Genomic DNA, 20,080 nt, shown 5'->3' on the forward strand with positions numbered 1-20,080 from the left:
GTCGGAGGTCTTAAGCGACAGGAGGCCGGCCATGGCAGTCACCGACGAGGCGATCGAGAAAATCAAGGGAATGATCGTCTCCGGCGCGCTGCGCCCGGGCGACCGGCTGCCCAAGGAGAGCGAGCTCGCCGCCGACCTCGGCCTGTCCCGCAACTCGCTGCGGGAGGCCGTACGGGCGCTGTCCCTCATCCGGATCCTGGACGTCCGGCAGGGCGACGGCACGTATGTGACGAGCCTCGATCCGCAACTCCTGCTGGAGGCCATGAGCTTCGTCGTGGACTTCCACCGCGACGACACGGTCCTGGAGTTCCTCGCCGTACGCCGCATCCTGGAGCCGGCCGCGACGGCCATGGCGGCGCTGCGGATCAGCGAGCAGCAGCTGGACGCGCTCACGGCCCAGCTGGACAAGCTCGGCGACGCCCCGTCCGTGGAGGATCTCGTCGCCTGCGACCTGGAGTTCCACCGGGGCATCGTGCACAGCTCGGGCAACTCCGTGCTGTGCTCGCTGCTCGACGGGCTGTCCGGCCCCACCACCCGGGCGCGGATCTGGCGCGGCCTCACCCAGGAGGACGCCGTCGCCCGCACCCTGCGCGAGCACCGGGCGATCCTCGCCGCCCTGCGCGACCGGGACGCCGAGGCGGCGCGCTCGTGGGCGACCGTGCACATCGCGAGCGTGGAGCAGTGGCTGCGCTCCACGCTGTGACCGGAGCCTCACGGACAGCTCGGATGAATCCGGGGTGTTCAGGAGTGCGTCGCGGGGCAGTGATGGGGTCACTCCCCCTGCGAGGGGGCTGCGGGCGCCCCCTTGGCACGCCGTAAGGTTGGGGCGTTCGCGAGGGTACGTCGGAAGGAGGCACTGGGTGATCGAGCTCGAGGGGGTTCCCGAGCTGGTCGACCCGGTCATGGTGGCCGCGTTCGAGGGCTGGAACGATGCCGGCGACGCCGCCTCCACCGCGGTCGCGCATCTGGACAGGGAATGGAAGGGCGAGGTGTTCGCGGCGCTGGACGCCGAGGACTACTACGACTTCCAGGTGAACCGCCCCACGGTGTTCATGGAAGCGGGCGTCCGCAAGATCACCTGGCCGACGACACGGCTGTCGGTGGTCCGGGTCGGCGGGGACAAGCCGCGCGATCTCGTTCTCGTGCGGGGCATCGAACCGTCCATGCGGTGGCGCTCGTTCTGCAACGAACTGCTGGGCTTCGCGCACGAACTGGGGGTGGAACTGGTGGTCGTCCTGGGCGCCCTGCTCGGCGACACCCCGCACACGCGTCCGGTTCCGATCAGCGGGACGACGTCCGACGCCGACCTGGCCCGCCGGATGGACCTGGAGGAGACCAAGTACGAGGGCCCCACGGGCATCGTGGGCGTCCTCCAGGAGGCGTGCACGCACGCGGGCGTACCGGCCGTCTCGCTGTGGGCTGCGGTGCCGCACTATGTGTCGCAGCCGCCCAACCCGAAGGCCACGCTGGCTCTCCTGAACCGCCTGGAGGACCTGATCGATGTGCGCATCCCGCTGGGCGAGCTGCCCGAGGACGCGCGCGCCTGGCAGGTGGGAGTGGACCAGCTGGCCGCCGAGGACAGCGAGGTCGCCGAGTACGTCCAGTCGCTGGAGGAGGCCCGGGACACCGCCGAGCTGCCGGAGGCGTCGGGCGAGGCCATCGCGCGTGAGTTCGAGCGCTATCTGAGACGCCGGGACGGCGGCGGACCGACCGCCTCCGGCGGACACGCCACGGCGGACGGCAGCGACAGCACGTCGTATCTGCGGGACAGCCCCAGCGGCCGTACCCGACCGCCGAAGCCGCCCAAGGCGGGCACGGACGACGGGGAGTCCCCGTCCCAGCCCAAGCCGGGCACGGACGACGAGGAGTCGTCGGAGGACTGAGCCGCGCATGCACAGGCAGAAGGGGCGTCTCCCGGCCGGGAGACGCCCCTTCTGCCTGTCTACGGCTAGAGCGCCACGCCGAGCAGCGCGTCCACCGCGCGGGAGACGACACCGGGTGCGCCGATGTCCGTACCGCCGCTCTCCTCCTGGAGGGCGGCCCAGCGGTCGACCGCGGCGAGCGCGGCAGGGGCGTCCAGATCGTTCGCGAGGGCTTCGCGGATCTCCTCCACGAGGGCCTCCGCGGGCGGGCCGTCGGGCCGGGACACGGCGGCACGCCAGCGGCCGAGCCGGGCGACGGCGTCCTGGAGGACCTGGTCGGTCCACTCCCAGTCGGCGCGGTAGTGGTGGGCGAGCAGCGCGAGCCGGATGGCGGCCGGGTCGACGCCGTCGTGCCGGAGCTTGGAGACGAAGACCAGGTTGCCCTTGGACTTGGACATCTTCTCGCCGTCGAGGGCGACCATGCCGGCGTGCACATACGCCTTGGCCATGGGGAACTCGCCGGTGAGGGCCTGGGCGTGCGAGGCGCCCATCTCGTGGTGCGGGAAGGCGAGGTCGGAGCCGCCGCCCTGGATGTCGAAGCCCATGCCGAGATGGTCGAGGGCGATGGCCACGCACTCGATGTGCCAGCCGGGCCGTCCGCGCCCGAGCGATCCGCCGTCCCAGCTGGGCTCGCCCTCGCGGGCCGCCATCCAGAGCATCGGGTCGAGGGGGTTCTTCTTGCCCGGCCGGTCCGGGTCGCCGCCGCGCTCGGCGGACAGCAGCCGCATCGCCTCGGCGTCGAGGTTCGAGACCTTGCCGAAGTGCGGGTCGGACTCGACGGAGAAGTAGACGTCCCCTTCGAGTTCGTAGGCCGCGCCCGCGTCCCGCAGCCGCTCGACGAGCGGGATGATGCCGGGTATCGCCTCGACGGCGCCTATGTACTGCCGCGGCGGCAGCATCCGCAGGGCCGTCATGTCCTCGCGGAAGAGAACCGTCTCCTTCTCGGCGAGGGCGGCCCAGTCGATACCGTCGCGCTGCGCCCGCTCCAGGAGCGGATCGTCGACGTCGGTGACGTTCTGGACGTAGTGAACCTGCCGCTTGGTATCGAGCCACACGCGCTGCACGAGGTCGAACGCGTTGTACGTCGCCGCGTGTCCCAGGTGGGTGGCGTCGTACGGGGTGATGCCGCAGACGTAGATACGGGCGACGGGACCGGGGTCGAGGGTGACGAGGCCGCCGGTCGCGGTGTCGTGGATCCTCAGGTCGCGGCCCTGACCAGGCAGGGCGGGGACCTCGGAAGCGGGCCAGGCATGCATGTCATGAGCGTAACCGGACTGAAGTTCCATATACGAATGGGAGCGGTCCGGACGGCCGAGAAGGCGTTCTTGCGCGATCTCGGCCTCTGTGCTCCTACACGGGTGGCCAGGGAATCGCCGGCCACTCCCCACTCGGCTCCGGATGCGTCCCCGAGGCGAGGAGCGCACCGACCCGCGCGCGTGCGGCGTCGATCTCGGCGGCGGTGATCAGCGGTTCCAGCCGTGCGGTGAGGGCCCCGCCCTCGGCCAGATCCTTTCTGAGGCCCTCGAGGACGTCGGCGGCCTCCCGGGTGAGGGGCTCCCCCGCCCAGCCCCACAGCAGGGTCCGCAGCTTGTTCTCCGCGTTGAAGGTCACGCCGTGGTCGATCCCGTACAACCGCCCGTCGCCCGTGGGCAGCAGGTGCCCGCCCTTGCGGTCGGCGTTGTTGATCACGGCGTCCAGCACCGCGAGCCGCCGCAGCCGCTCGTCGTCGGCGTGCACGAGCAGCGCGGTACGTCCCTCGCCGACCTCGGCGAACCCGATCGCCTTCCAGCCCGGTTCGGGTTCCTCCCCGTCGACCAGCGCGAGCAGCTCGGCGTCCGGCACCGCCTCGATCCACAGCTGGCACATGCCCTCGCCGTAGGGGCCGTCGCGCAGCACGGTGGGCGGTACGAGGCCCCAGCCGGTCGCCTCGGAGACCTCGTACGCGGCGACCTCGCGCTGGGCGAGGGTCCCGTCGGGGAAGTCCCACAGGGGCCGCTCCCCGGCGACCGGCTTGTAGACGCAGGCCGCTTCCCGGCCGTCGTAGGACACCGAGCAGTACAGGGCGGCGTTGGAGGCGTCACGGATGCGGCCGCGTACGGTGAGTTCGCCCCGGGCGAGCAGCTCGGCGGGGTCGTCAGGAGGTGTCACGCTCCGCGGCGGTATCCGTTCTGGCGCGGACATACGTGTCCTTCCGGGTCGAGCGGGAGGCTGCACAGCGGGCACGGCGGCCGCCCGGCGTTGACGACGTCGAGGGCGCGCTTGGCGAAGGCCCTCGCCTGCGCGCCGGTGAGCCTGACCCGCAGCATCGGCGGCCCGTTCTCCTCGTCCTGGAGCAGCCGCTCCTCGGCCTCGGCGAGGTCCTCCTCGGAGTCGGCGTCGAGCTCCACGAGCGCCTGCGCCTCGACGATCATGAGCTGCTCGTCGCCGTCCCAGGCGAGCGCCATGGTGCCGACCCGGAACTCCTCCTCGACGGGGGTGTCCAGCGGGGCGCTGTCGTTGATCTCCGTCGGTGCGACGGCGGGGACGGAGGCGCTGCCGCCGCTACGGCGTACGACCTCGTCGAGCAGTTCGTCCATGCGCTCGGCGAGCGCGGCGACCTGGGTCTTCTCCAGGGCCACGCTGGTCACCCGGGAGCCGGCGGTGGCCTGGAGGAAGAACGAACGGCGTCCGGGCAGCCCGACCGTACCGGCCACGAAACGCTCCGGATGGTCGTAGAGGAACACCTGACGGGACACGTCCTGTCTCCATTGGAATCGTGGGGGCCGTGTGACCACGGCACTGCTGCGACCGCTTCACCCTACTGCGGCGGACGATCACGGTGCGCCCGCACCACCCCCGACTTGGGCGTCGTCGCCCGGCGGTTCCTCGCGCGGCACCAGGGACGTGAAGTCGCCGGTGTCGCCGAGGCGGACGAGAAACGGTCGCAGTCGTGTGTAACGGATCGCGGTGATGGAACACGGTTCAACGGAAATCCGCTGGAAGAGGTCCAGATGAAGTCCGAGTGCCTCGGCGACGAGCGACTTGATGATGTCGCCGTGCGAGCACATGAGGTAGACGGCGTCGGCGCCGTGGTCGCGCTCCACGCGCGCGTTCCACTCGCGCACGGCCTCGGCGGCACGGGTCTGCATGGCCCGCATCGACTCGCCGCCGGGGAAGGCCGCCGCGGACGGGTGCGCCTGCACCACCTCCATCAGGGGCTCGTCCTTGAGCTCGGCGAGCTTGCGCCCGGACCAGTCGCCGTAGTGGCACTCGCCGATGCGCTCGTCGGTGTGCGGGCGCAGATCCGGCCGGGCCTCGAGAAGGGGCCCGATCGTCTCCTGGCAGCGCTGGAGCGGGCTGGCGACGATCTCGGCGAGGGGCAGTTCGGCGAGCCGCCCGGGCAGCGCGGCGGCCTGCGCGGCGCCGCGTTCGTCGAGGGCCACGCCGGGCGTCCAGCCGGCGAGCAGTCCCTCGGTGTTGGCGGTGGAACGTCCGTGCCGGACCAGGATCAACGTGGGCATGCGATCCAGCGTAGGCGCACGCGCGCGTACGGTGTCGTTCGAGTGACGGGAGACTCGCTTCGTGATCGTCGACTGTGCCATCTACCGCGACGGACACCGGACCGAGGGGCCGGAGGACTTCTCCGACGCCCTGGGTGAGGCCCGTGGGGCGGGAGGTTTCGTGTGGATCGGGCTGCACGAGCCGACAGAGCGCGAATTCGACCATGTCACCCGGGAGTTCGGCCTGCACCCGCTGGCCGTCGAGGACGCCCTCAAGGCCCATCAGCGGCCCAAGCTGGAGGTGTACGACGACTCGCTCTTCGTGGTCCTCAAGCCGGTGGTCTACGAGCCGCGGAGCGACACCGTCTCCACCGGCGAGATCATGATCTTCCTGGGCGACTCCTTCGCGGTCACCGTCCGGCACGGCGAGGGCGCCCCGCTCAAGGCCGTACGGCACCGGCTGGAGCACGAGCCGGAGCTGCTGGGCAACGGGCCCACGTCCGTGCTGTACGCGATCGCCGACGCCACCGTCGACCACTATCTGGACGTCGCGATCGAGTTGCAGGCCGACCTGGAGGGGCTGGAGACGGAGGTGTTCTCACCGCTCGACGGCGGCTCGCGGAACACCGCGTCCCGGATCTACGCCTTCAAGCGCCAGGTTCTGGAGTTCCGCCGGGCGACCGGGCCGCTGGCCCTGCCGGTGAGCCGGCTGGCGGGCACGGCGCAGTCCGGTGTGACGGTGCCGTTCGTGGACGACCGGGCCCGGCCCTTCTTCCGGGACGTCGGCGACCACCTCACGCGCGTCAACGAGTCCGTGGAGAACTTGGACCGGCTGGTGTCGGACATCCTCTCGGCACATCTGGCGCAGATGAGCGTCCGGCAGAACGACGACATGCGGAAGATCTCCGCCTGGGCGGCCATGGCCGCGATCCCCACGATGGTCGCGGGGATCTACGGCATGAACTTCGAGCACATGCCCGAGCTGCGCTGGGAGTGGTCCTACCCGGTTCTCATCATGCTGATGGTCGTCCTGGAGGTGCTGGTGTTCCGCCTGTTCAAGCGCCGGGGGTGGCTGTAGACCGGGTGGGCTCAGGCGAACTCGGGTGCCGTGGAGGCCGGGCCGCCGAGCGCGTCGCGGCGCTCGGGCATCTCCAGGGACACCATCCGGCGCCAGCCGCCCAGCCGTTCGTAGGCGTACACCGCGTGGATGCCCGCCGCCAGCATCGCCGACTTGGCCTTCGGCCAGCCCAGGATGCGCCCCATGTTCGCCATGACCGCGAGGCTGACGTCCCGGTAGATCCGGATCTCGGCGAGCGCGCACTCGCGCAGGGTCCGCTGGATGACCCGGCCGTGGCCCGCGTAGGCGAAGCGCAGCAATTCCTCGTGGCAGTAGGCGAGGTGGTTGTCCTCGTCGTTGGAGATCTGCTTGACCGCGCGGCCGATGTCGGGGTCGTCGGCGAAGTGCTTGCGGAGCAGGTCCATCTGCTCGGAGGCGCGCTGTTCGGTGACCCTGCTGTGCGAGAGGTACGTGACGATGTCCCGGACCGCGAGCCGCTCGTCGCGCTTGAGCTGCTCGTGCGCGAGGCCGATGCCGTTCTTCTCCAGGAGCATCGTGTAGTCGGTCTCCGGCGGGACCGGGACGGGGTCGAGGCCGCGCTTCTTCAGCAGGGCGTTGAAGATCCGCCCGTGCTTGTCCTCGTCGGCGCCGTGGCGGGTGATCTTGGGGGCGAGTTCTCGCTCGCTCTCCGGGACGAGCGCGGCGATACGGGCGTTCTCCCAGCCGCCCTGGGACTCGCCGCTCGCGGCGATGGAGCAGAACAGGGCGAAGGACTCGTCGTTGGCGAGGATCTCCTGGAACAGACTCTTGGCCGAAAGCATCGTGGGCACCTCTCCCGCGCGCGTGCGCGTGCTGCAGGATTCCGCAGTTTCCGCAAAGAACGAGTCAAGTGCGGGCCGCACGGTGCTGCAACAGGTGCGACGGACAACTCCGCCAAATGGAGGACGTAACCGTCGGCGGCTCCCCGCGTTGTTCTGCGTGACGGCCGTGGCGGGGAAGACCCCCCGAGCCCCCACCACGGCCGCAGAAATCTCCGTCGGGCTTCAGCCGTGTCAGGCGAGCCCGGCGCGCTCCAGGGCCTCCGTGCCGGCGCGGAGGGACGCGATCCGCTCGTCGAGCGTGAAGCCCGCCGGGGCCAGGGTGAGCGTGGTGACACCGGCCTGAGCGTAGGCCTTCATCCGGTCCGCGATGCGCTCCACGGAACCGAGCAGGGTCGTCTTGTCGATCAGGTCGTGCGGTACGGCGGCCGCGGCGCCCTGCTTGTCGCCGGACAGGTACTTGTCCTGGATCTCGGCGGCTTCCTTCTCGTAGCCCATGCGCTGGGCGAGCTGGTTGTAGAAGTTCTGCTTGCGGCTGCCCATGCCGCCGACGTACAGCGCGGTGTAGGGGCGGAAGGTGTCGGCGAGCGTGGTCACGTCCTTGTCGTCGCCGAGGGCCAGGGGCAGGGTCGGGCAGATGTCGAAGCCGTCGAGGGTCTTGCCCGCCTTCTCCCGGCCGGCCCGCAGGTACTGGATCGCTGTGTCCTCGAGGTGGTCGGCGGAGGGGAAGATCAGCAGGGCGCCGTCGGCGATCTCGCCGGTCTGCTCGAGGTTCTTGGGGCCGATCGCGGCGATGTACAGCGGGATGTGCTCGCGCTGCGGGTGCACGGTCAGCTTGAGGGGCTTGCCCGGACCGCCGGGCAGCGGCAGCGTCCAGTGCTGACCCTCGTACGACAGGCGCTCGCGCGTCATGGCCTTGCGGATGATCTCGACGTACTCACGCGTGCGTGCCAGCGGCTTGTCGAACTTGACGCCGTACCAGCCCTCGGAGACCTGCGGCCCGGAGACGCCTAGGCCGAGGCGGAAGCGGCCGCCGGAGAGCGAGTCGAGGGTGGCGGCCGTCATGGCGGTCATCGCGGGCTGGCGCGCCGGGATCTGGAAGATGGCCGAGCCGACGTCGATCCGTTCGGTCTGGGCGGCGACCCAGGTCAGTACGGTGGCGGCGTCGGATCCATAGGCCTCGGCGGCCCAGCAGACGTCGTATCCGAGCCGGTCGGCCTCCTGGGCGACGGCCAGATTGTCCGCGTCCATGCCGGCACCCCAGTAGCCGAGGTTGATACCGAGCTGCATCCCGATTCCCCTTACCCATCAGTAACGTGCCTTGTCCGCAGACCATAGCGCGCGGAAATCGGTCGTCCACAGCCCCCCACACCGTAGGTTCTGGCCAGTAATCTCGGCGTTCATGGAGCAGAGGCATCTCGGCCGCACCGGCCTTCGTGTGTCGCGGATCGGGCTCGGCACCCTGACCTGGGGGCGGGACACCGACGAGCACGACGCCGCGGACCTGATGAAGACGTTCTGGGAAGCGGGCGGGACCCTCGTCGACACCGCGGACGTGTACGGCGACGGAGAGGCCGAGTACCTGCTAGGCCGACTCATAGACGGCCTGGTGCCCCGCCGTGACCTGGTCATCTCGACCAAGGCCGGCAGCGTACCGGACCCCGACCGCCGCTTCGACGGCTCGCGTGGCCATCTGCTCGCCGCGCTGGACGCCTCGCTCTCCCGCCTCGGAACCGACTATGTCGACCTGTGGCACGTGCACGCCTTCGACCCGGACACCCCGCTGGAGGAGACCCTCCAGGCCCTGGACCTCGCGGTCACCAGCGGACGTGCCCGCTACGCCGCGGTCTCCAACTTCTGCGGCTGGCAGCTGGCCAAGGCCGCCACCTGGCAGCTCGCCTCCCCCGGCACCCGGACCCGGCTGGCGGGCACCCAGCTGGAGTACTCGCTGCTCCAGCGCGGTGTCGAGCGCGAGGTGCTGCCGGCCGCGCTGGACCTGGGCATCGGACTGCTGCCGTCCTCCCCGCTGGGGCGTGGGGTGCTGACGGGCAAGTACCGGGGCGACACGACGCCCTCGGACTCGCGCGGCGCCTCGGAGCACCTCGCCCCGTTCGTCGCGCCGTACCTCGACGACACGGCGAGCCGCATCGTGGACGCCGTGACGACCGCGGCCGACGGCCTCGCGGTGACGCCGCTCCAGGTGGCCCTGGCATGGGTCCGTGACCGGCCGGGCGTGGCCGCCCCCGTCGTCGGCGCGCGCAACGCGCAGCAGCTCACGGCCGCGTTGTCAGTGGAGGCCCTTAGTCTTCCTGACGAGATCTGCCGGGCGCTCGACGATGTGTCGGCGCCCGTGCACCGCTATCCCGATCACGACTGGAGCACGCTGTGAGCACGGAGCCGGAGACCACGGAGGACGCCGAGCCGGGGAAGCCGACCGGTGGTGCGGAGACCGAGGAGGCCCAAGGGGACGCGGCCGCTGCCGGCCAGGTGTCCGAGGCCGAGGCCGAGCTGCGGGCCCAGCAGGCCGAGCGGGAGCGCATCGAGCAGCGGAAGGCCGAGAAGCAGGCGCCGATCGAGAGCGGCACCAAGCTGAGCGGCAAGGCCGCCGATCTGCTCGCCGCCGTACGGGCCGTGGAGAGCGGTGAGAAGCCGGCGGCCGCGGTGTTCGCAGAGCCCGCGCCCGCCCCCCGGCGCTCCGCTCCCGAGCCGGTACGGCCACCGCGGCCGGTGCCGGCCGAGACCGTCGCCGCGTCCTCGGCACCCGCTCCGGAGGCGGTGCGGGCCGTCCTGCGTGTGCTCGGCGAGGGCGGTGCCCCGGACACGCTCGCGCCGCAAGTGGCCGAGGCACTCGGCGAGGGCGCGGACGAGCGGCTGCGCGCGGACCCCTGGCAGTTGCTGCGGGTCGCCGGTGTGCGGCCCGAGCAGGCCGACGGATTCGCGCGGGCGCTGCTCGGCGCCGAGTGCGGCCCGGACGACGAGCGACGGGGCCGGGCCGTCACCGTCTGGCTCCTGGAGCAGGCCGCGCTGGCCGGGCACACCGCCCTGGAGATGCCGGCGCTTCTCGCGGCCCTGGCGCAGCGGGGCGTGCCGGAGCCCGACAGCGCCGTGCAGGACACGATCGCGGAGGGCGACGCGCTGGTCTTCCAGGACGCCCTGGAGGAGACCGGTGCGCCGGCCCGGGCGAAGCAGGACGACTCGGAGGAGGACGGCTCGGAGGAGGACGAGGAGCGCCCGGTCCGGGTCCTGGTCGGGCTCGAGCGGTACGCGCTCGCGGAGGAGAGCCTGGCGGACGGTCTGGCCCGGCTGGTCAACTCGGCGCCCAAGCAGGACGGTTCGGCCGAGGAGTGGGAACGGCTCGCCGCCGCGGCCCAGGGATCGGCGGGTGAGCTGCTCCGCGCGGTCGCCGGTCATGGCCTGGTCCTGCACACCGGCGCGGAGGCGTCCCTGGCCGAACCGGCCGCGCTGCTGACCGCCGCGCACTCCCTCGGGCTGCGCGCCTGGGCGGCCGCCCATGGCCCGATCGGCCGGAACCGTTTCGCGGCTCTGCTGCGCTCCGGCCCGGAGGGCGCGGCGGATGAGGGCGCGGCGGATGAGGGCCGCTCCCCCGTCGCCACCGTCTCCGGGCTGCTCGCCGGCCTCGAAGGCCCCGGCCGGGATGCCGAGGGGGCGCTGGATCTCGATCTGCTCGTCGTGCTCGACGCGCCGCAGCTGGACGTCGAGACGGCGGCGCTGCTGACGGAGTCGCTGCCCGACGGGGCGCGGCTGGTGCTGGCCGGGGACCCCGCGGTGCTGTGGTCCGTGGGGCCGGGCCGGGTGTTCGCGGATCTGCTCGCGGCGCGGATCTGCCCGCAGGTCGCCTCGCGGCGGCCGGACCCGGGGCCGCTGGGCGAGCTGGTCTCGGGGATCGGCATCGGCGAGCTGAACCCGGTCGAGGCCCCCGGCAAGGAGGTCGTGATCGTGCCGGTGCGGGACGCGGGCGAGGCGGTGCACCGGGCGGTGCAGCTCGTGGTCGACTCGGTGCCGCGGGCGATCGGCGTACCGGCCGAGGAGACTCAGGTGATCACACCGGGACACGGCGGCGCCGTCGGCACCCGCGCGCTCAACACGGCGTTGAAGGAGCGGCTCAACCCGGGCCCGGGCCGCTTCGGCGGCTTCGACCCCGGTGACCGGATCGTCCACTCCCCCACGCCGGGCCGTACGCTGCCGGGCCGTGTGGTCAAGGCGGACGCCGAGGGGCTCCATCTGTCGTGCGAGGGCGAGGACGTCGTCGTACCGAAGGAGCGGGTCGAGCAGTCCGTACGGCACGGGTGGGCGCTGACCGCGCACCAGGCGGTGGGGAGCCGGTGGCCCGCGGTGGTCGTGGTACTGCCCGGCGATGCCGCGCAGACGCTCAGCCGGCCCTGGGTGTACACGGCGTTCGGGCGGGCCGACCGCCATCTGTCCGTGGTGCACGGGGTGGAACAGGCGTTGCCCAAGGCCGTGGCCGAGGTTCCGGCGAAGCCCCGGACGACCCGGCTTCCGGTGCTGCTCGCTCCGCAGGTCGACGGAAGCTGACGACGGCGGTGGTCACGGGGCAGTCCCCGTGACCACCGCCGTCGGGTGGCCGGCGTGTGCGCTCAGCGGCGGTCCGCGTCCAGGCGCTCCAGGTCCTCGTCCTCGTCCAGGTCGGTGAGGCCCTCCTCCAGGCCCTCCCCATCGTCGTCCTCTTCGTCCTCTTCGACATCGTCGTCCTCGACGTCGTCGAACACGGCGCTGACGTCGAAGCGGCAGACCACCTGCTGCGGGTCGACCTGCTCGAACGGGGCCTCCAGCCACTCTCCGGGTTCGGCCGGTTCGTCCGCCGCCATCACCCAGAGAGTGGAGTCGCCCTCCTCGAGTCCGAACTCCTTGTGCCGGGAGGCGATCTCGTCGGGCTCGAACTCGCCGAAGAGCAGGCCGAGCGCGCCATGGGTCGTCCCGGAGGCGGCCGGGCCGTCCTCGCCTTCGGCGGCCTCGATCCGCTGCGCCTGTGCCAGGAGACGCTGTGGCTCCGCCACCGCGTAGTCGCGGCGGATCAGTACGCTCAGCGCGTTCGGTTCCTCGGGGCCCGCGTACGGGGGCAGCGCGTCCTCCGCACCGGGGATCTCGAAGGGGGTGACCTCGTCATAGCGGTCGTAGAGCAGTTCGTCGTACACCTCTGCGGCCGCGGCCAGCTGGTTGAACGCCTCGTAGACGGCCGGGTCGTCCTCACCCGACCTGCCTTCGACCGCGGCCAGGTGGCGGTCGAGCGCGGTCTTGACCGCCTCGGCGGCGGCGCGTACCTCGGCAGCGGTGGGCTGCGCAGCATCAGACATAGTGCAGACGCTATCCGTACCAGGCCCCAGCCCGCACAATAGATGCGATGCCGGAATACGAATTTGTCGACGTGTACGTACCTCGTGGGGTCTCCCGCAAGGAAACGGCACGTCTGCTGACGGACCACGCCGAGTACGGACACTGGGAGTTGCACCGTCTGAGCCTGCTGCGCGACGGCAGCCGCAAGGTGCGGTTGCGCCGGCGGATCATCCGCCAGGTGCGGGCCACGTGGTGAGCTGAGACGGCGCACCGGGAGAAGGCATACACGGGAGCGGGCCCCGCATCGGCGGGGCCCGCTCCGTTTGCCTGGGTGTTTGCCGCAGGTGTCAGGCCGAGGCACGCGCCTTGCGGTAGAGGATCGCGCCCGCCAGCAGCGCGCCCGCACCGGCCGGCAGGGTGAGGCCGAGCGGCAGGCTGCTGCCGGTCTCCGCGAGCTGGGCGTCGCCCTTGGGCTGGGTGACGAACTGGCCGCCCGGCTCGTTCCCGGGGTTCTCGGGGCTGCCCGGGTTGCCGGGTTCACCGGGGTTGCCGGGCTCCCCCGGGTTACCGGGGTTGACGGGCTCACCCGGGTTACCGGGCTCACCCGGGTTGCCAGGCTCACCGGGGTTCCCCGGCTCACCAGGATTGCCGGGCTCACCCGGCTCACCCGGGTTGCCGGGCTCCCCCGGCTCACCGGGGTTCCCCGGCTGCCCGGGCGGCGTCTCGTATCCGCCGCCGGGCGGGTCGGTGTGATGCCCGCCGGAGCCGTTCGCGCAGTCGTTGCCCGTGGTGGAGTTGCCGACGCCGATGACATCCACGCTGTTGCCGCAGGCGTTCACCGGCACATGGATCGGCACCTGGACGTGGTTGCCCGAGCCGACGCCGGGCGAGTCACTGGCGTGGCCGCCCGCGTGCGAGCCGCCGTGGCCGCCCGGGGACGATCCACCGCCCTTGTTGGCACACGAGTTGCCCACCGACGGGTTGAGGACACCGATGACGTTGACCGTGTTGCCGCAGACGTTGACCGGCGCGTGCACCGGCGCCTGCACCGTGTTCCCGGAGAGCACGCCGGGCGAGCCCGAACTGGAGCCCTGCGCGCCCGAGTCGGCGTAAGCGGAGCCGCCCGCGGCGGCGATCACGCCGGTCGCGGCCGCCACGGTCATCAGACCCTTGCGGGTGACCTGTCGCATTGCTGAATACCTACCTTCGGCCCTGTCTCGAATTCTTCTCGAATTACTCGAAAGAAGCGTTCGGTCCCGGAGCGCATGGCACGCGCTCCGGGACCGATGGCTTTTGAGCTCCCCTCAGCGAGGGGAAAGCATCACTTGTTGATGCAGGTGTTGCCGAAGGCGGGGTTCAGCAGCCCGATCACGGAGACCGTGTTGCCGCAGACGTTCACCGGGACGTGAACGGGCACCTGAACAACGTTGCCGGACAGGACACCCGGGGAGTGCACGGCGGCACCCTGGGCACCCGAGTCGGCGACGGCCAGGCCCGCGCCCGCGAGAACCAGCCCACCGGTGGCAGCCGCAGCAGCGACGACCTTCTTGATCATTATTCCTCCTAGTTGGCAAAGCGACCCATCTTGCGATCGCATTACCTGTAACGAGGAGGGAGTAATGAGGCTACGAGCTTATGGTCGCATTCACTCTTCCCAGTCGGTTCCGTACGGGCGAGCGAATAGTTCCGTACCGGAGGGCCGATTCAGGACGCGTCGATGAACCGGTCGAGCACCCGCACGCCGAACTTCAGGCCGTCCACCGGCACCCGCTCGTCGACACCGTGGAACATGCCCGCGAAGTCCAGCTCCGGGGGCAGCTTCAGCGGTACGAAGCCGAAGCCCCGGATGCCCAGGTCGTCGAAGGACTTGGCGTCGGTGCCGCCGGAGAGCATGTAGGGGACGGCCTTGGCGGTCGGGTCCTCGGCCAGCAGCGAGGACTGCATCGCCTCCACGAGCGCCCCGTCGAAGGTGGTCTCGACGGCCTTGTCGGCGTGGACGTCCTCGCGCCGCACGTTCGGACCGAGGATCCCGTCGAGGTCGGTGAGGAACTCCTCCTCGAAACCGGGCAGGAACCGGCCGTCGACGTGGGCGGTCGCCTCGCCCGGGATGACGTTGACCTTGTAGCCGGCACCGAGCTGCGTGGGGTTGGCCGTGTTGCTCAGCGTCGCGCCGATGAGCTTGGCGATGCCGCCGAGCTTCGCGAGGGTCGACTCCATGTCCTCCGGGTCGAGTTCGGTGCCGAACGCGTCACCGAGTTCGTCGAGGAAGGCGCGGGTGGTCTTGGTGACCCGCACCGGGAACTTGTGCCGCCCCAGCCGCGCCACGGCCTCCGACAGCTCGGTGATCGCGTTGTCCCGGTGGATCATCGACCCGTGCCCGGCCGTGCCGGCCACGGTGAGCTTCATCCAGTGCATGCCCTTCTCGGCCGTCTGGATCAGGTAGAGCCGCCGCTGCTCGCTCACGGTGAACGAGAATCCGCCCACCTCACTGATCGCCTCGGTGACGCCCTCGAAGAGGTCGGGGTGGTTGCGCACGAGGTGCTTCGCTCCGTACGTACCGCCCGCCTCCTCGTCGGCGAGGAACGCGAGGACGATGTCGCGCGGGGGCTTGCGCCCGCTGCGCAGCCGGTCGCGGACGACCGCGAGGGTCATCGCGTCCATGTCCTTCATGTCGACGGCCCCGCGGCCCCACACGCAGCCGTCGGCGACCTCGCCGGAGAAGGGGTGGTGGGTCCAGTCGTCCGCGTTGGCCGGTACGACGTCGGTGTGGCCGTGGATGAGAAGCGCCGGCCGGGAGGGGTCCTCGCCCTCGATCCGGGCCACCGTGGAGGCGCGGCCCGGGTGCGACTCGAAGATCTGCGGTTCGAGCCCGACCTCCGCGAGCTTCTCGGCGACGTACTCGGCCGCCTTGCGCTCGCCCGGACCCGAGTGGTCGCCGTAGTTGCTGGTGTCGATCTGGATCAGCTCGCGGCAGAGGTCCACGACCTCGTCCTCGCCGGTGACGCTCCTGGCCGTGTCCGTCTCGCTCACGTGCTTCCTCCCGCTGTCACTGCTGGTGGGTCTCTCTCATCCTCTCTCCAGACGGCCCGGTCCCCAAGACCGCTCCCGGCCCGTCACACGCCGTTCACACCCCACCGCGGCGCGGGCGGGGGTGATCGGCCACCCCTGAAAGCCTGGTAATGTTTACGTCGTCGCCGCGGGGAGAACCCACGCGACAGACACCTTGTCCGGGTGGCGGAATGGCAGACGCGCTAGCTTGAGGTGCTAGTGCCCTTTATCGGGCGTGGGGGTTCAAGTCCCCCCTCGGACACAGATCGAAAAGCCCCTCTCATCGAGGGGCTTTTCGTCGTTTGTGCCCGGGACGCGAGGAATGTGGTCGACGTCTCGCCCCGCCGGGAGAAGCGCAGGTGGGAGGGGGCGGCGCCGCGCCTGAGCGGTGTCTCGCGTTTGCCTCCGAGTGGCGGACATGACAGGACGAAGTCACCCGACCACTAGAGTATTGGGCTTGTTCGCGCCGGACCGGAACATCCCCAGGCAGACCTGCGGGCCCGACGGCGCCCCGGACCGTCCGGGTTCGAGACGCGAGGATCCGATGGCCGCCCTGCACGAAAGCCCCGACCTCACTCTGCTGGACCGGGAGTGGAGCACAGGACTCCGCGACATGGCCCGCTTCTCCGCCGGCCCCGCGGCCTCGCCCCGCACCCTGGTCGACATCTTCGAGGCATCCGTACGGTCGTATCCCGACGAGCCGGCGCTCGACGACGGCCACCGGCTGCTCACCTACCGCGCGCTGGCCGCCGAGGTGGAGAACCTGCGCCGGAGCCTGGCCGCCGCGAAGGTCGGGCTCGGGGACCGCGTCGGGGTCCGGGTCCCGTCGGGCACCAACGACCTGTACGTGGCGATCCTCGCCGTGCTGGCCGCCGGTGCGGCCTACGTGCCCGTGGACGCCGAGGACCCGGACGAGCGGGCCGCGCTGGTCTTCGGCGAGGCCGGGGTGCGGGCGGTCATCGGGGCCGGTCACGAGCTGACCGTCGGCGATGCCGCCGGGCACACCGCCGCCCGGCCCGGCCTCGGGCACGACGCGTGGATCATCTTCACCTCCGGCTCCACCGGCAAGCCCAAGGGCGTGGCCGTCGGCCACCGCAGCGCCGCCGCGTTCGTGGACGCGGAGGCCGGGCTGTTCCTGGCCGAGGAGCCGATCGGGCCCGGTGACCGGGTCATGGCGGGGCTGTCCGTGGCGTTCGACGCGTCCTGTGAGGAGATGTGGCTGGCGTGGCGGCACGGCGCCTGTCTGGTGCCGGTGCCCCGCTCGCAGGTCAGGAGCGGTGCCGATCTCGGGCCCTGGCTGGTCGAGCAGGAGATCACCGTCGTGTCCACCGTGCCGACGCTGGCCGCGCTCTGGGAGCCGGAGACGCTCAACGACGTACGCCTGCTGATCTTCGGCGGGGAGGCGTGCCCGCCCGAGCTGGCGCAGCGTCTGGTGACCGAGGGGCGCGAGGTGTGGAACACCTACGGGCCGACCGAGGCGACCGTCGTGGCGTGCGCGTCGCTGATGAGCGGCGAGGAGCCGATCCGGATCGGGCTGCCGCTGGACGGCTGGGAGCTGGCCGTCGTGGACGAGGCTGGGGAGCCCGTGCCGATGGGCGGCAGCGGTCAGCTGGTGATCGGCGGGGTCGGGCTCGCCCGGTATCTCGACGCCGAGAAGGACGCGGAGAAGTACGCACCGCTTCAGTCGCTGGGCTGGGAGCGGGCGTACCGCAGCGGTGACCTGGTGCGGGCCGAGCCGGAGGGGCTGGTCTTCCTCGGGCGGGCCGATGAGCAGATCAAGCTCGGTGGGCGCCGTATCGAGCTCGGTGAGGTGGACGCGGCGCTTCAGGCGCTGCCCGGGGTGGCCGGGGCCGCGGCCGCGGTGCGTACGGCCCGCAGCGGCAACGAGCTCCTCGTGGGCTACGTCGTCATCCAGGACGGCTGGGACCACTCGACCGCCGTCGAGCGGCTGCGCGCCGAGCTGCCCGCGGCCCTGGTGCCGTTGCTCGCGCCGGTCGACGAGCTGCCGACGCGTACGTCGGGCAAGGTGGACCGCGACGCGCTGCCCTGGCCGCTGGAGGGGCTGGAGACGGGCGGCCCGGCGGAGCCGCTGTACGGCACCGAGGCCTGGCTCGCCGAGCAGTGGACGGATGTCCTCGGCATTCCGGTGACGTCGGCCTCCGACGACTTCTTCGCGATCGGCGGGGGCAGTCTGGCCGCCGCCCAGCTGACGACGAGGCTGCGCACGCGCTACCCGAGCGCCGCCGTCCTCGACATCTACCAGCGGCCGGTCCTGCGGAAGCTGGCCCGCCACCTGGAGGAGTCGGTACAGGACGACAACGCCCAGCGGGTCGTGGCCCCGGTGCCGAGGCGTGCCCAGCTCGTCCAGCTCCTGCTGCTGGTTCCGCTGTTCACACTGCTCGGGCTGCGCTGGACCGTGCCGCTCGCCGCGCTCGGGAACGTGCTGCCCGGCTACGCCTGGCTGCCGACCGCGCCCTGGTGGCTGGTCGCGGCCGGTGCCGTGCTGCTCTTCAGCCCGCCCGGGCGTCTGGGGCTCGCCGCGGGCGGGGCCCGGTTGCTGCTGCGGGGGGTGCGGCCGGGCCGTTACCCGCGCGGCGGGAGCGTCCATCTGCGGCTGTGGACGGCCGAGCGGCTGGCCGAGTTCAGCGGGGCGACCTCACTGACCGGATCCTGGCTGGAGCGGTACGCGCGAGCGCTGGGCGCCAAGGTCGGGCAGGACGTGGACCTGCACTCGCTGCCGCCGGTCACCGGCATGCTCAAGCTGGGCCGGGGCGCGGCCGTCGAGTCCGAGGTGGACCTGTCCGGGTACTGGCTGGACGGCGACCGGCTGGAGGTCGGGCCGGTGAAGGTGGGCGCGCACGCCGTCGTCGGCACGCGCAGCCTGCTCTTCCCGGGCGCGCGGGTGGGCAAGCGGGCCGAGGTGGCACCCGGCTCGGCGGTCACCGGACAGATTCCCACCGGGCAGCGGTGGGCGGGCGCGCCGGCGGTCAAGCTGGGCCGTGCCAAGCGCAACTGGCCGGGGGACCGGCCCGGGCGGGGCGCGTTCTGGCGGGTGATGTACGGCGTGACGGGTTTCGCGCTGACCGCGTTGCCGGTGGTCTCGGCGGCTGCCGCGCTGCTGGTGGCGGGGCTGTTCGTCGGTCCGGACGCCGGGCTCGCGGCGGCCCTGCGTGGTGCCGTGCTCGCGTTGGTGCCGGCGACGCTCGCCTTCGGGCTGGCGTACGCGCTGCTGATCGTGATCGGCGTACGGCTGCTGAGCCTGGGGCTTCGGGAGGGCACGCACGCCACGCACAGCCGGGTGGGCTGGCAGGCCTGGACCGTGACCCAGCTGATGGACCGGTCGCGGGACACGCTGTTCCCGCTGTACGCGGGGCTGGTCACGCCGGTGTGGCTGCGGCTGCTCGGGATGCGGATCGGGCGGCGGGCCGAGGTGTCCACCGTGCTGGCCCTGCCCAGCCTGACCACGGTCGGTGAGGGCGCGTTCCTCGCGGACGACACCCTGACCGCGCCGTACGAGCTCGGCGGCGGCTGGCTGCGGGTCGGGCGCGCGGAGATCGGGCGGCGGGCCTTCCTCGGCAACTCGGGGATGACCGGGCCGGGGCGCAGCGTGCCGGACGGCGGCCTGGTGGGTGTGCTGTCGGCGACGCCGAAGAAGGCCAAGAAGGGCAGCTCGTATCTGGGGCTGCCGCCGATGAAGCTGCCGCGGGCCGCGTCCGACGGCGACCAGAGCCGTACGTACGATCCGCCCGCGCGGCTGCTGTGGGCGCGCGGTCTTGTGGAGCTCTGCCGGATCCTGCCGGTGTTCTGCTCGGCGGCGCTGGCGGTGGGGACGGCGGCGGCGCTGTGCGCGCTCGGGGTGTGGGCTCCCCTGCTGTCGGGTCTTGTGCTGCTCGGGGCGGGCTGCGCGGCGGGGCTCGTCTCGATCGCCGCGAAGTGGCTGCTCGTGGGGCGGCATCGCCGGGCCGAGCACCCCTTGTGGAGCTCCTTCGTGTGGCGCAACGAGCTGGCGGACACCTTTGTCGAGGTGCTGGCCGTGCCGTGGCTGGCCGGTTCGGTGCCGGGTACGCCGCTGCTGTCGGCGTGGCTGCGCGGACTCGGTGCGCACATCGGCAGGGGGGTGTGGGTCGAGAGCTACTGGCTGCCGGAGACGGATCTGGTGACCCTCGGGGACGCGGCGACCGTGAACCGGGGCTGTGTGCTCCAGACCCACCTCTTCCACGACCGGATCTTGCGGACGGATACTGTGGTCCTCCGTGAGGGCGCCACTCTGGGCCCGGGCGGAATCATCCTGCCCGGCAGCGCCGTCGGGGCCCGCGCCACGCTGGGTCCGGCGTCCCTGGTGATGGCCGCGGAGTCCGTGCCCGACGACACGCGCTGGCTGGGCAACCCGATCGAGGCATGGCGTCGCTAGGCACAGCCCCCCACGGGGCCGGCGGACGTCGT

Annotated in this window: 17 protein-coding genes and 1 tRNA gene; 8 read left to right on the forward strand and 10 right to left on the reverse strand. The window is 71.8% G+C overall.

Annotation, left to right across the window (positions count from 1 at the left end):
- The first annotated feature begins 31 nt into the window (after nt 1–31).
- Nucleotides 32–703: a FadR/GntR family transcriptional regulator gene (locus tag ACFT32_RS36825; protein ID WP_184597459.1), complete on the forward strand. Its 672-nt coding sequence runs from the start codon at nt 32–34 to the stop codon at nt 701–703.
- A gap of 157 nt (nt 704–860) precedes the next feature.
- A complete protein-coding gene (locus ACFT32_RS36830) occupies nt 861–1,883 on the forward strand; it encodes a PAC2 family protein (RefSeq protein WP_382497865.1) in 1,023 nt (340 codons plus the stop codon).
- 65 nt (nt 1,884–1,948) lie between these two features.
- Here the strand turns inward: ACFT32_RS36830 and mshC are convergent, their stop codons facing one another.
- The 4 genes from mshC to ACFT32_RS36850 all read right to left on the reverse strand — a co-directional run bounded on the left by mshC (nt 1,949) and on the right by ACFT32_RS36850 (nt 5,422).
- Entirely contained in the window at nt 1,949–3,178 is a 1,230-nt protein-coding gene (mshC, locus tag ACFT32_RS36835) for a cysteine--1-D-myo-inosityl 2-amino-2-deoxy-alpha-D-glucopyranoside ligase (protein WP_382497867.1), read from the reverse strand.
- A gap of 94 nt (nt 3,179–3,272) precedes the next feature.
- Entirely contained in the window at nt 3,273–4,103 is an 831-nt protein-coding gene (locus ACFT32_RS36840; RefSeq protein ID WP_382497869.1) for an SCO1664 family protein, read from the reverse strand.
- The gene (locus tag ACFT32_RS36845; RefSeq protein WP_382497871.1) at nt 4,067–4,657 is read right to left on the reverse strand and encodes a DUF3090 domain-containing protein; all 591 of its coding nucleotides are present in this window, start codon (nt 4,655–4,657) and stop codon (nt 4,067–4,069) included. Before ACFT32_RS36845 ends, ACFT32_RS36840 begins: the two co-directional genes overlap by 37 nt.
- 78 nt (nt 4,658–4,735) lie before the next feature.
- The gene (locus ACFT32_RS36850) at nt 4,736–5,422 is read right to left on the reverse strand and encodes a histidine phosphatase family protein (RefSeq protein WP_382497872.1); all 687 of its coding nucleotides are present in this window, start codon (nt 5,420–5,422) and stop codon (nt 4,736–4,738) included.
- A gap of 61 nt (nt 5,423–5,483) precedes the next feature.
- On the opposite strand from ACFT32_RS36850, the gene ACFT32_RS36855 reads away from it, so the two are divergent.
- A complete protein-coding gene (locus tag ACFT32_RS36855; RefSeq protein WP_382497874.1) occupies nt 5,484–6,479 on the forward strand; it encodes a magnesium and cobalt transport protein CorA in 996 nt (331 codons plus the stop codon).
- An 11-nt stretch (nt 6,480–6,490) separates the two neighbouring features.
- On the opposite strand, the gene ACFT32_RS36860 is transcribed toward ACFT32_RS36855, so the two are convergent.
- Both ACFT32_RS36860 and ACFT32_RS36865 read right to left on the reverse strand, forming a co-directional pair.
- Nucleotides 6,491–7,279, reverse strand: coding sequence for a ferritin-like domain-containing protein (locus ACFT32_RS36860; RefSeq protein WP_382497876.1), 789 nt, complete (start codon nt 7,277–7,279; stop codon nt 6,491–6,493).
- A 231-nt stretch (nt 7,280–7,510) separates the two neighbouring features.
- Nucleotides 7,511–8,566, reverse strand: a complete 1,056-nt coding sequence (locus ACFT32_RS36865; protein WP_382497878.1) for an LLM class F420-dependent oxidoreductase — start codon at nt 8,564–8,566, stop codon at nt 7,511–7,513.
- 112 nt (nt 8,567–8,678) lie between these two features.
- Between ACFT32_RS36865 and ACFT32_RS36870 the strand changes: the two genes are divergently transcribed.
- On the forward strand, nt 8,679–9,665 hold the full coding sequence (locus ACFT32_RS36870) for an aldo/keto reductase (protein ID WP_382497880.1): 987 nt from the start codon (nt 8,679–8,681) through the stop codon (nt 9,663–9,665).
- On the forward strand, nt 9,662–11,830 hold the full coding sequence (locus tag ACFT32_RS36875) for a helix-hairpin-helix domain-containing protein (protein ID WP_382497882.1): 2,169 nt from the start codon (nt 9,662–9,664) through the stop codon (nt 11,828–11,830). Before ACFT32_RS36870 ends, ACFT32_RS36875 begins: the two co-directional genes overlap by 4 nt.
- Nucleotides 11,831–11,892: 62 nt before the next feature.
- On the opposite strand, the gene ACFT32_RS36880 is transcribed toward ACFT32_RS36875, so the two are convergent.
- Nucleotides 11,893–12,609: a hypothetical protein gene (locus ACFT32_RS36880; protein WP_382497884.1), complete on the reverse strand. Its 717-nt coding sequence runs from the start codon at nt 12,607–12,609 to the stop codon at nt 11,893–11,895.
- Between the two features lie 47 nt (nt 12,610–12,656).
- Between ACFT32_RS36880 and ACFT32_RS36885 the strand changes: the two genes are divergently transcribed.
- A complete protein-coding gene (locus ACFT32_RS36885; protein ID WP_010045410.1) occupies nt 12,657–12,845 on the forward strand; it encodes a DUF5703 family protein in 189 nt (62 codons plus the stop codon).
- A gap of 91 nt (nt 12,846–12,936) precedes the next feature.
- Here ACFT32_RS36885 and ACFT32_RS36890 read toward each other — a convergent pair whose 3' ends face one another.
- The 3 genes from ACFT32_RS36890 to ACFT32_RS36900 form a co-directional block, all read right to left on the reverse strand.
- On the reverse strand, nt 12,937–13,779 hold the full coding sequence (locus tag ACFT32_RS36890) for a chaplin family protein (RefSeq protein WP_382497886.1): 843 nt from the start codon (nt 13,777–13,779) through the stop codon (nt 12,937–12,939).
- Between the two features lie 131 nt (nt 13,780–13,910).
- Entirely contained in the window at nt 13,911–14,144 is a 234-nt protein-coding gene (gene chpH, locus ACFT32_RS36895; protein ID WP_030608446.1) for a chaplin ChpH, read from the reverse strand.
- 149 nt (nt 14,145–14,293) lie between these two features.
- On the reverse strand, nt 14,294–15,619 hold the full coding sequence (locus ACFT32_RS36900; protein ID WP_382497888.1) for a M20/M25/M40 family metallo-hydrolase: 1,326 nt from the start codon (nt 15,617–15,619) through the stop codon (nt 14,294–14,296).
- A 195-nt stretch (nt 15,620–15,814) separates the two neighbouring features.
- Here ACFT32_RS36900 and ACFT32_RS36905 point away from each other — a divergent pair.
- Both ACFT32_RS36905 and ACFT32_RS36910 read left to right on the forward strand, forming a co-directional pair.
- Nucleotides 15,815–15,899: transfer RNA gene (locus ACFT32_RS36905), tRNA-Leu, on the forward strand.
- Between the two features lie 282 nt (nt 15,900–16,181).
- Nucleotides 16,182–20,048, forward strand: a complete 3,867-nt coding sequence (locus tag ACFT32_RS36910; protein ID WP_382498134.1) for a Pls/PosA family non-ribosomal peptide synthetase — start codon at nt 16,182–16,184, stop codon at nt 20,046–20,048.
- Nucleotides 20,049–20,080 lie beyond the last annotated feature (32 nt).

This window comes from Streptomyces sp. NPDC057002 (assembly GCF_042673825.1).
Lineage (GTDB): Bacteria > Actinomycetota > Actinomycetes > Streptomycetales > Streptomycetaceae > Streptomyces.

Bases quoted from the DNA above. Each gene is read 5' to 3' on its own strand.
- ACFT32_RS36825 (WP_184597459.1), top strand. From the start codon at position 32: ATGGCAGTCACCGACGAGGCGATCGAGAAAATCAAGGGAATGATCGTC.
- mshC (WP_382497867.1), bottom strand. From the start codon at position 3,178: ATGCATGCCTGGCCCGCTTCCGAGGTCCCCGCCCTGCCTGGTCAGGGC.
- ACFT32_RS36840 (WP_382497869.1), bottom strand. From the start codon at position 4,103: ATGTCCGCGCCAGAACGGATACCGCCGCGGAGCGTGACACCTCCTGAC.
- ACFT32_RS36850 (WP_382497872.1), bottom strand. From the start codon at position 5,422: ATGCCCACGTTGATCCTGGTCCGGCACGGACGTTCCACCGCCAACACC.
- ACFT32_RS36860 (WP_382497876.1), bottom strand. From the start codon at position 7,279: ATGCTTTCGGCCAAGAGTCTGTTCCAGGAGATCCTCGCCAACGACGAG.
- ACFT32_RS36865 (WP_382497878.1), bottom strand. From the start codon at position 8,566: ATGCAGCTCGGTATCAACCTCGGCTACTGGGGTGCCGGCATGGACGCG.
- ACFT32_RS36870 (WP_382497880.1), top strand. From the start codon at position 8,679: ATGGAGCAGAGGCATCTCGGCCGCACCGGCCTTCGTGTGTCGCGGATC.
- ACFT32_RS36880 (WP_382497884.1), bottom strand. From the start codon at position 12,609: ATGTCTGATGCTGCGCAGCCCACCGCTGCCGAGGTACGCGCCGCCGCC.
- ACFT32_RS36885 (WP_010045410.1), top strand. From the start codon at position 12,657: ATGCCGGAATACGAATTTGTCGACGTGTACGTACCTCGTGGGGTCTCC.
- ACFT32_RS36890 (WP_382497886.1), bottom strand. From the start codon at position 13,779: ATGCGACAGGTCACCCGCAAGGGTCTGATGACCGTGGCGGCCGCGACC.
- chpH (WP_030608446.1), bottom strand. From the start codon at position 14,144: ATGATCAAGAAGGTCGTCGCTGCTGCGGCTGCCACCGGTGGGCTGGTT.
- ACFT32_RS36910 (WP_382498134.1), top strand. From the start codon at position 16,182: ATGGCCGCCCTGCACGAAAGCCCCGACCTCACTCTGCTGGACCGGGAG.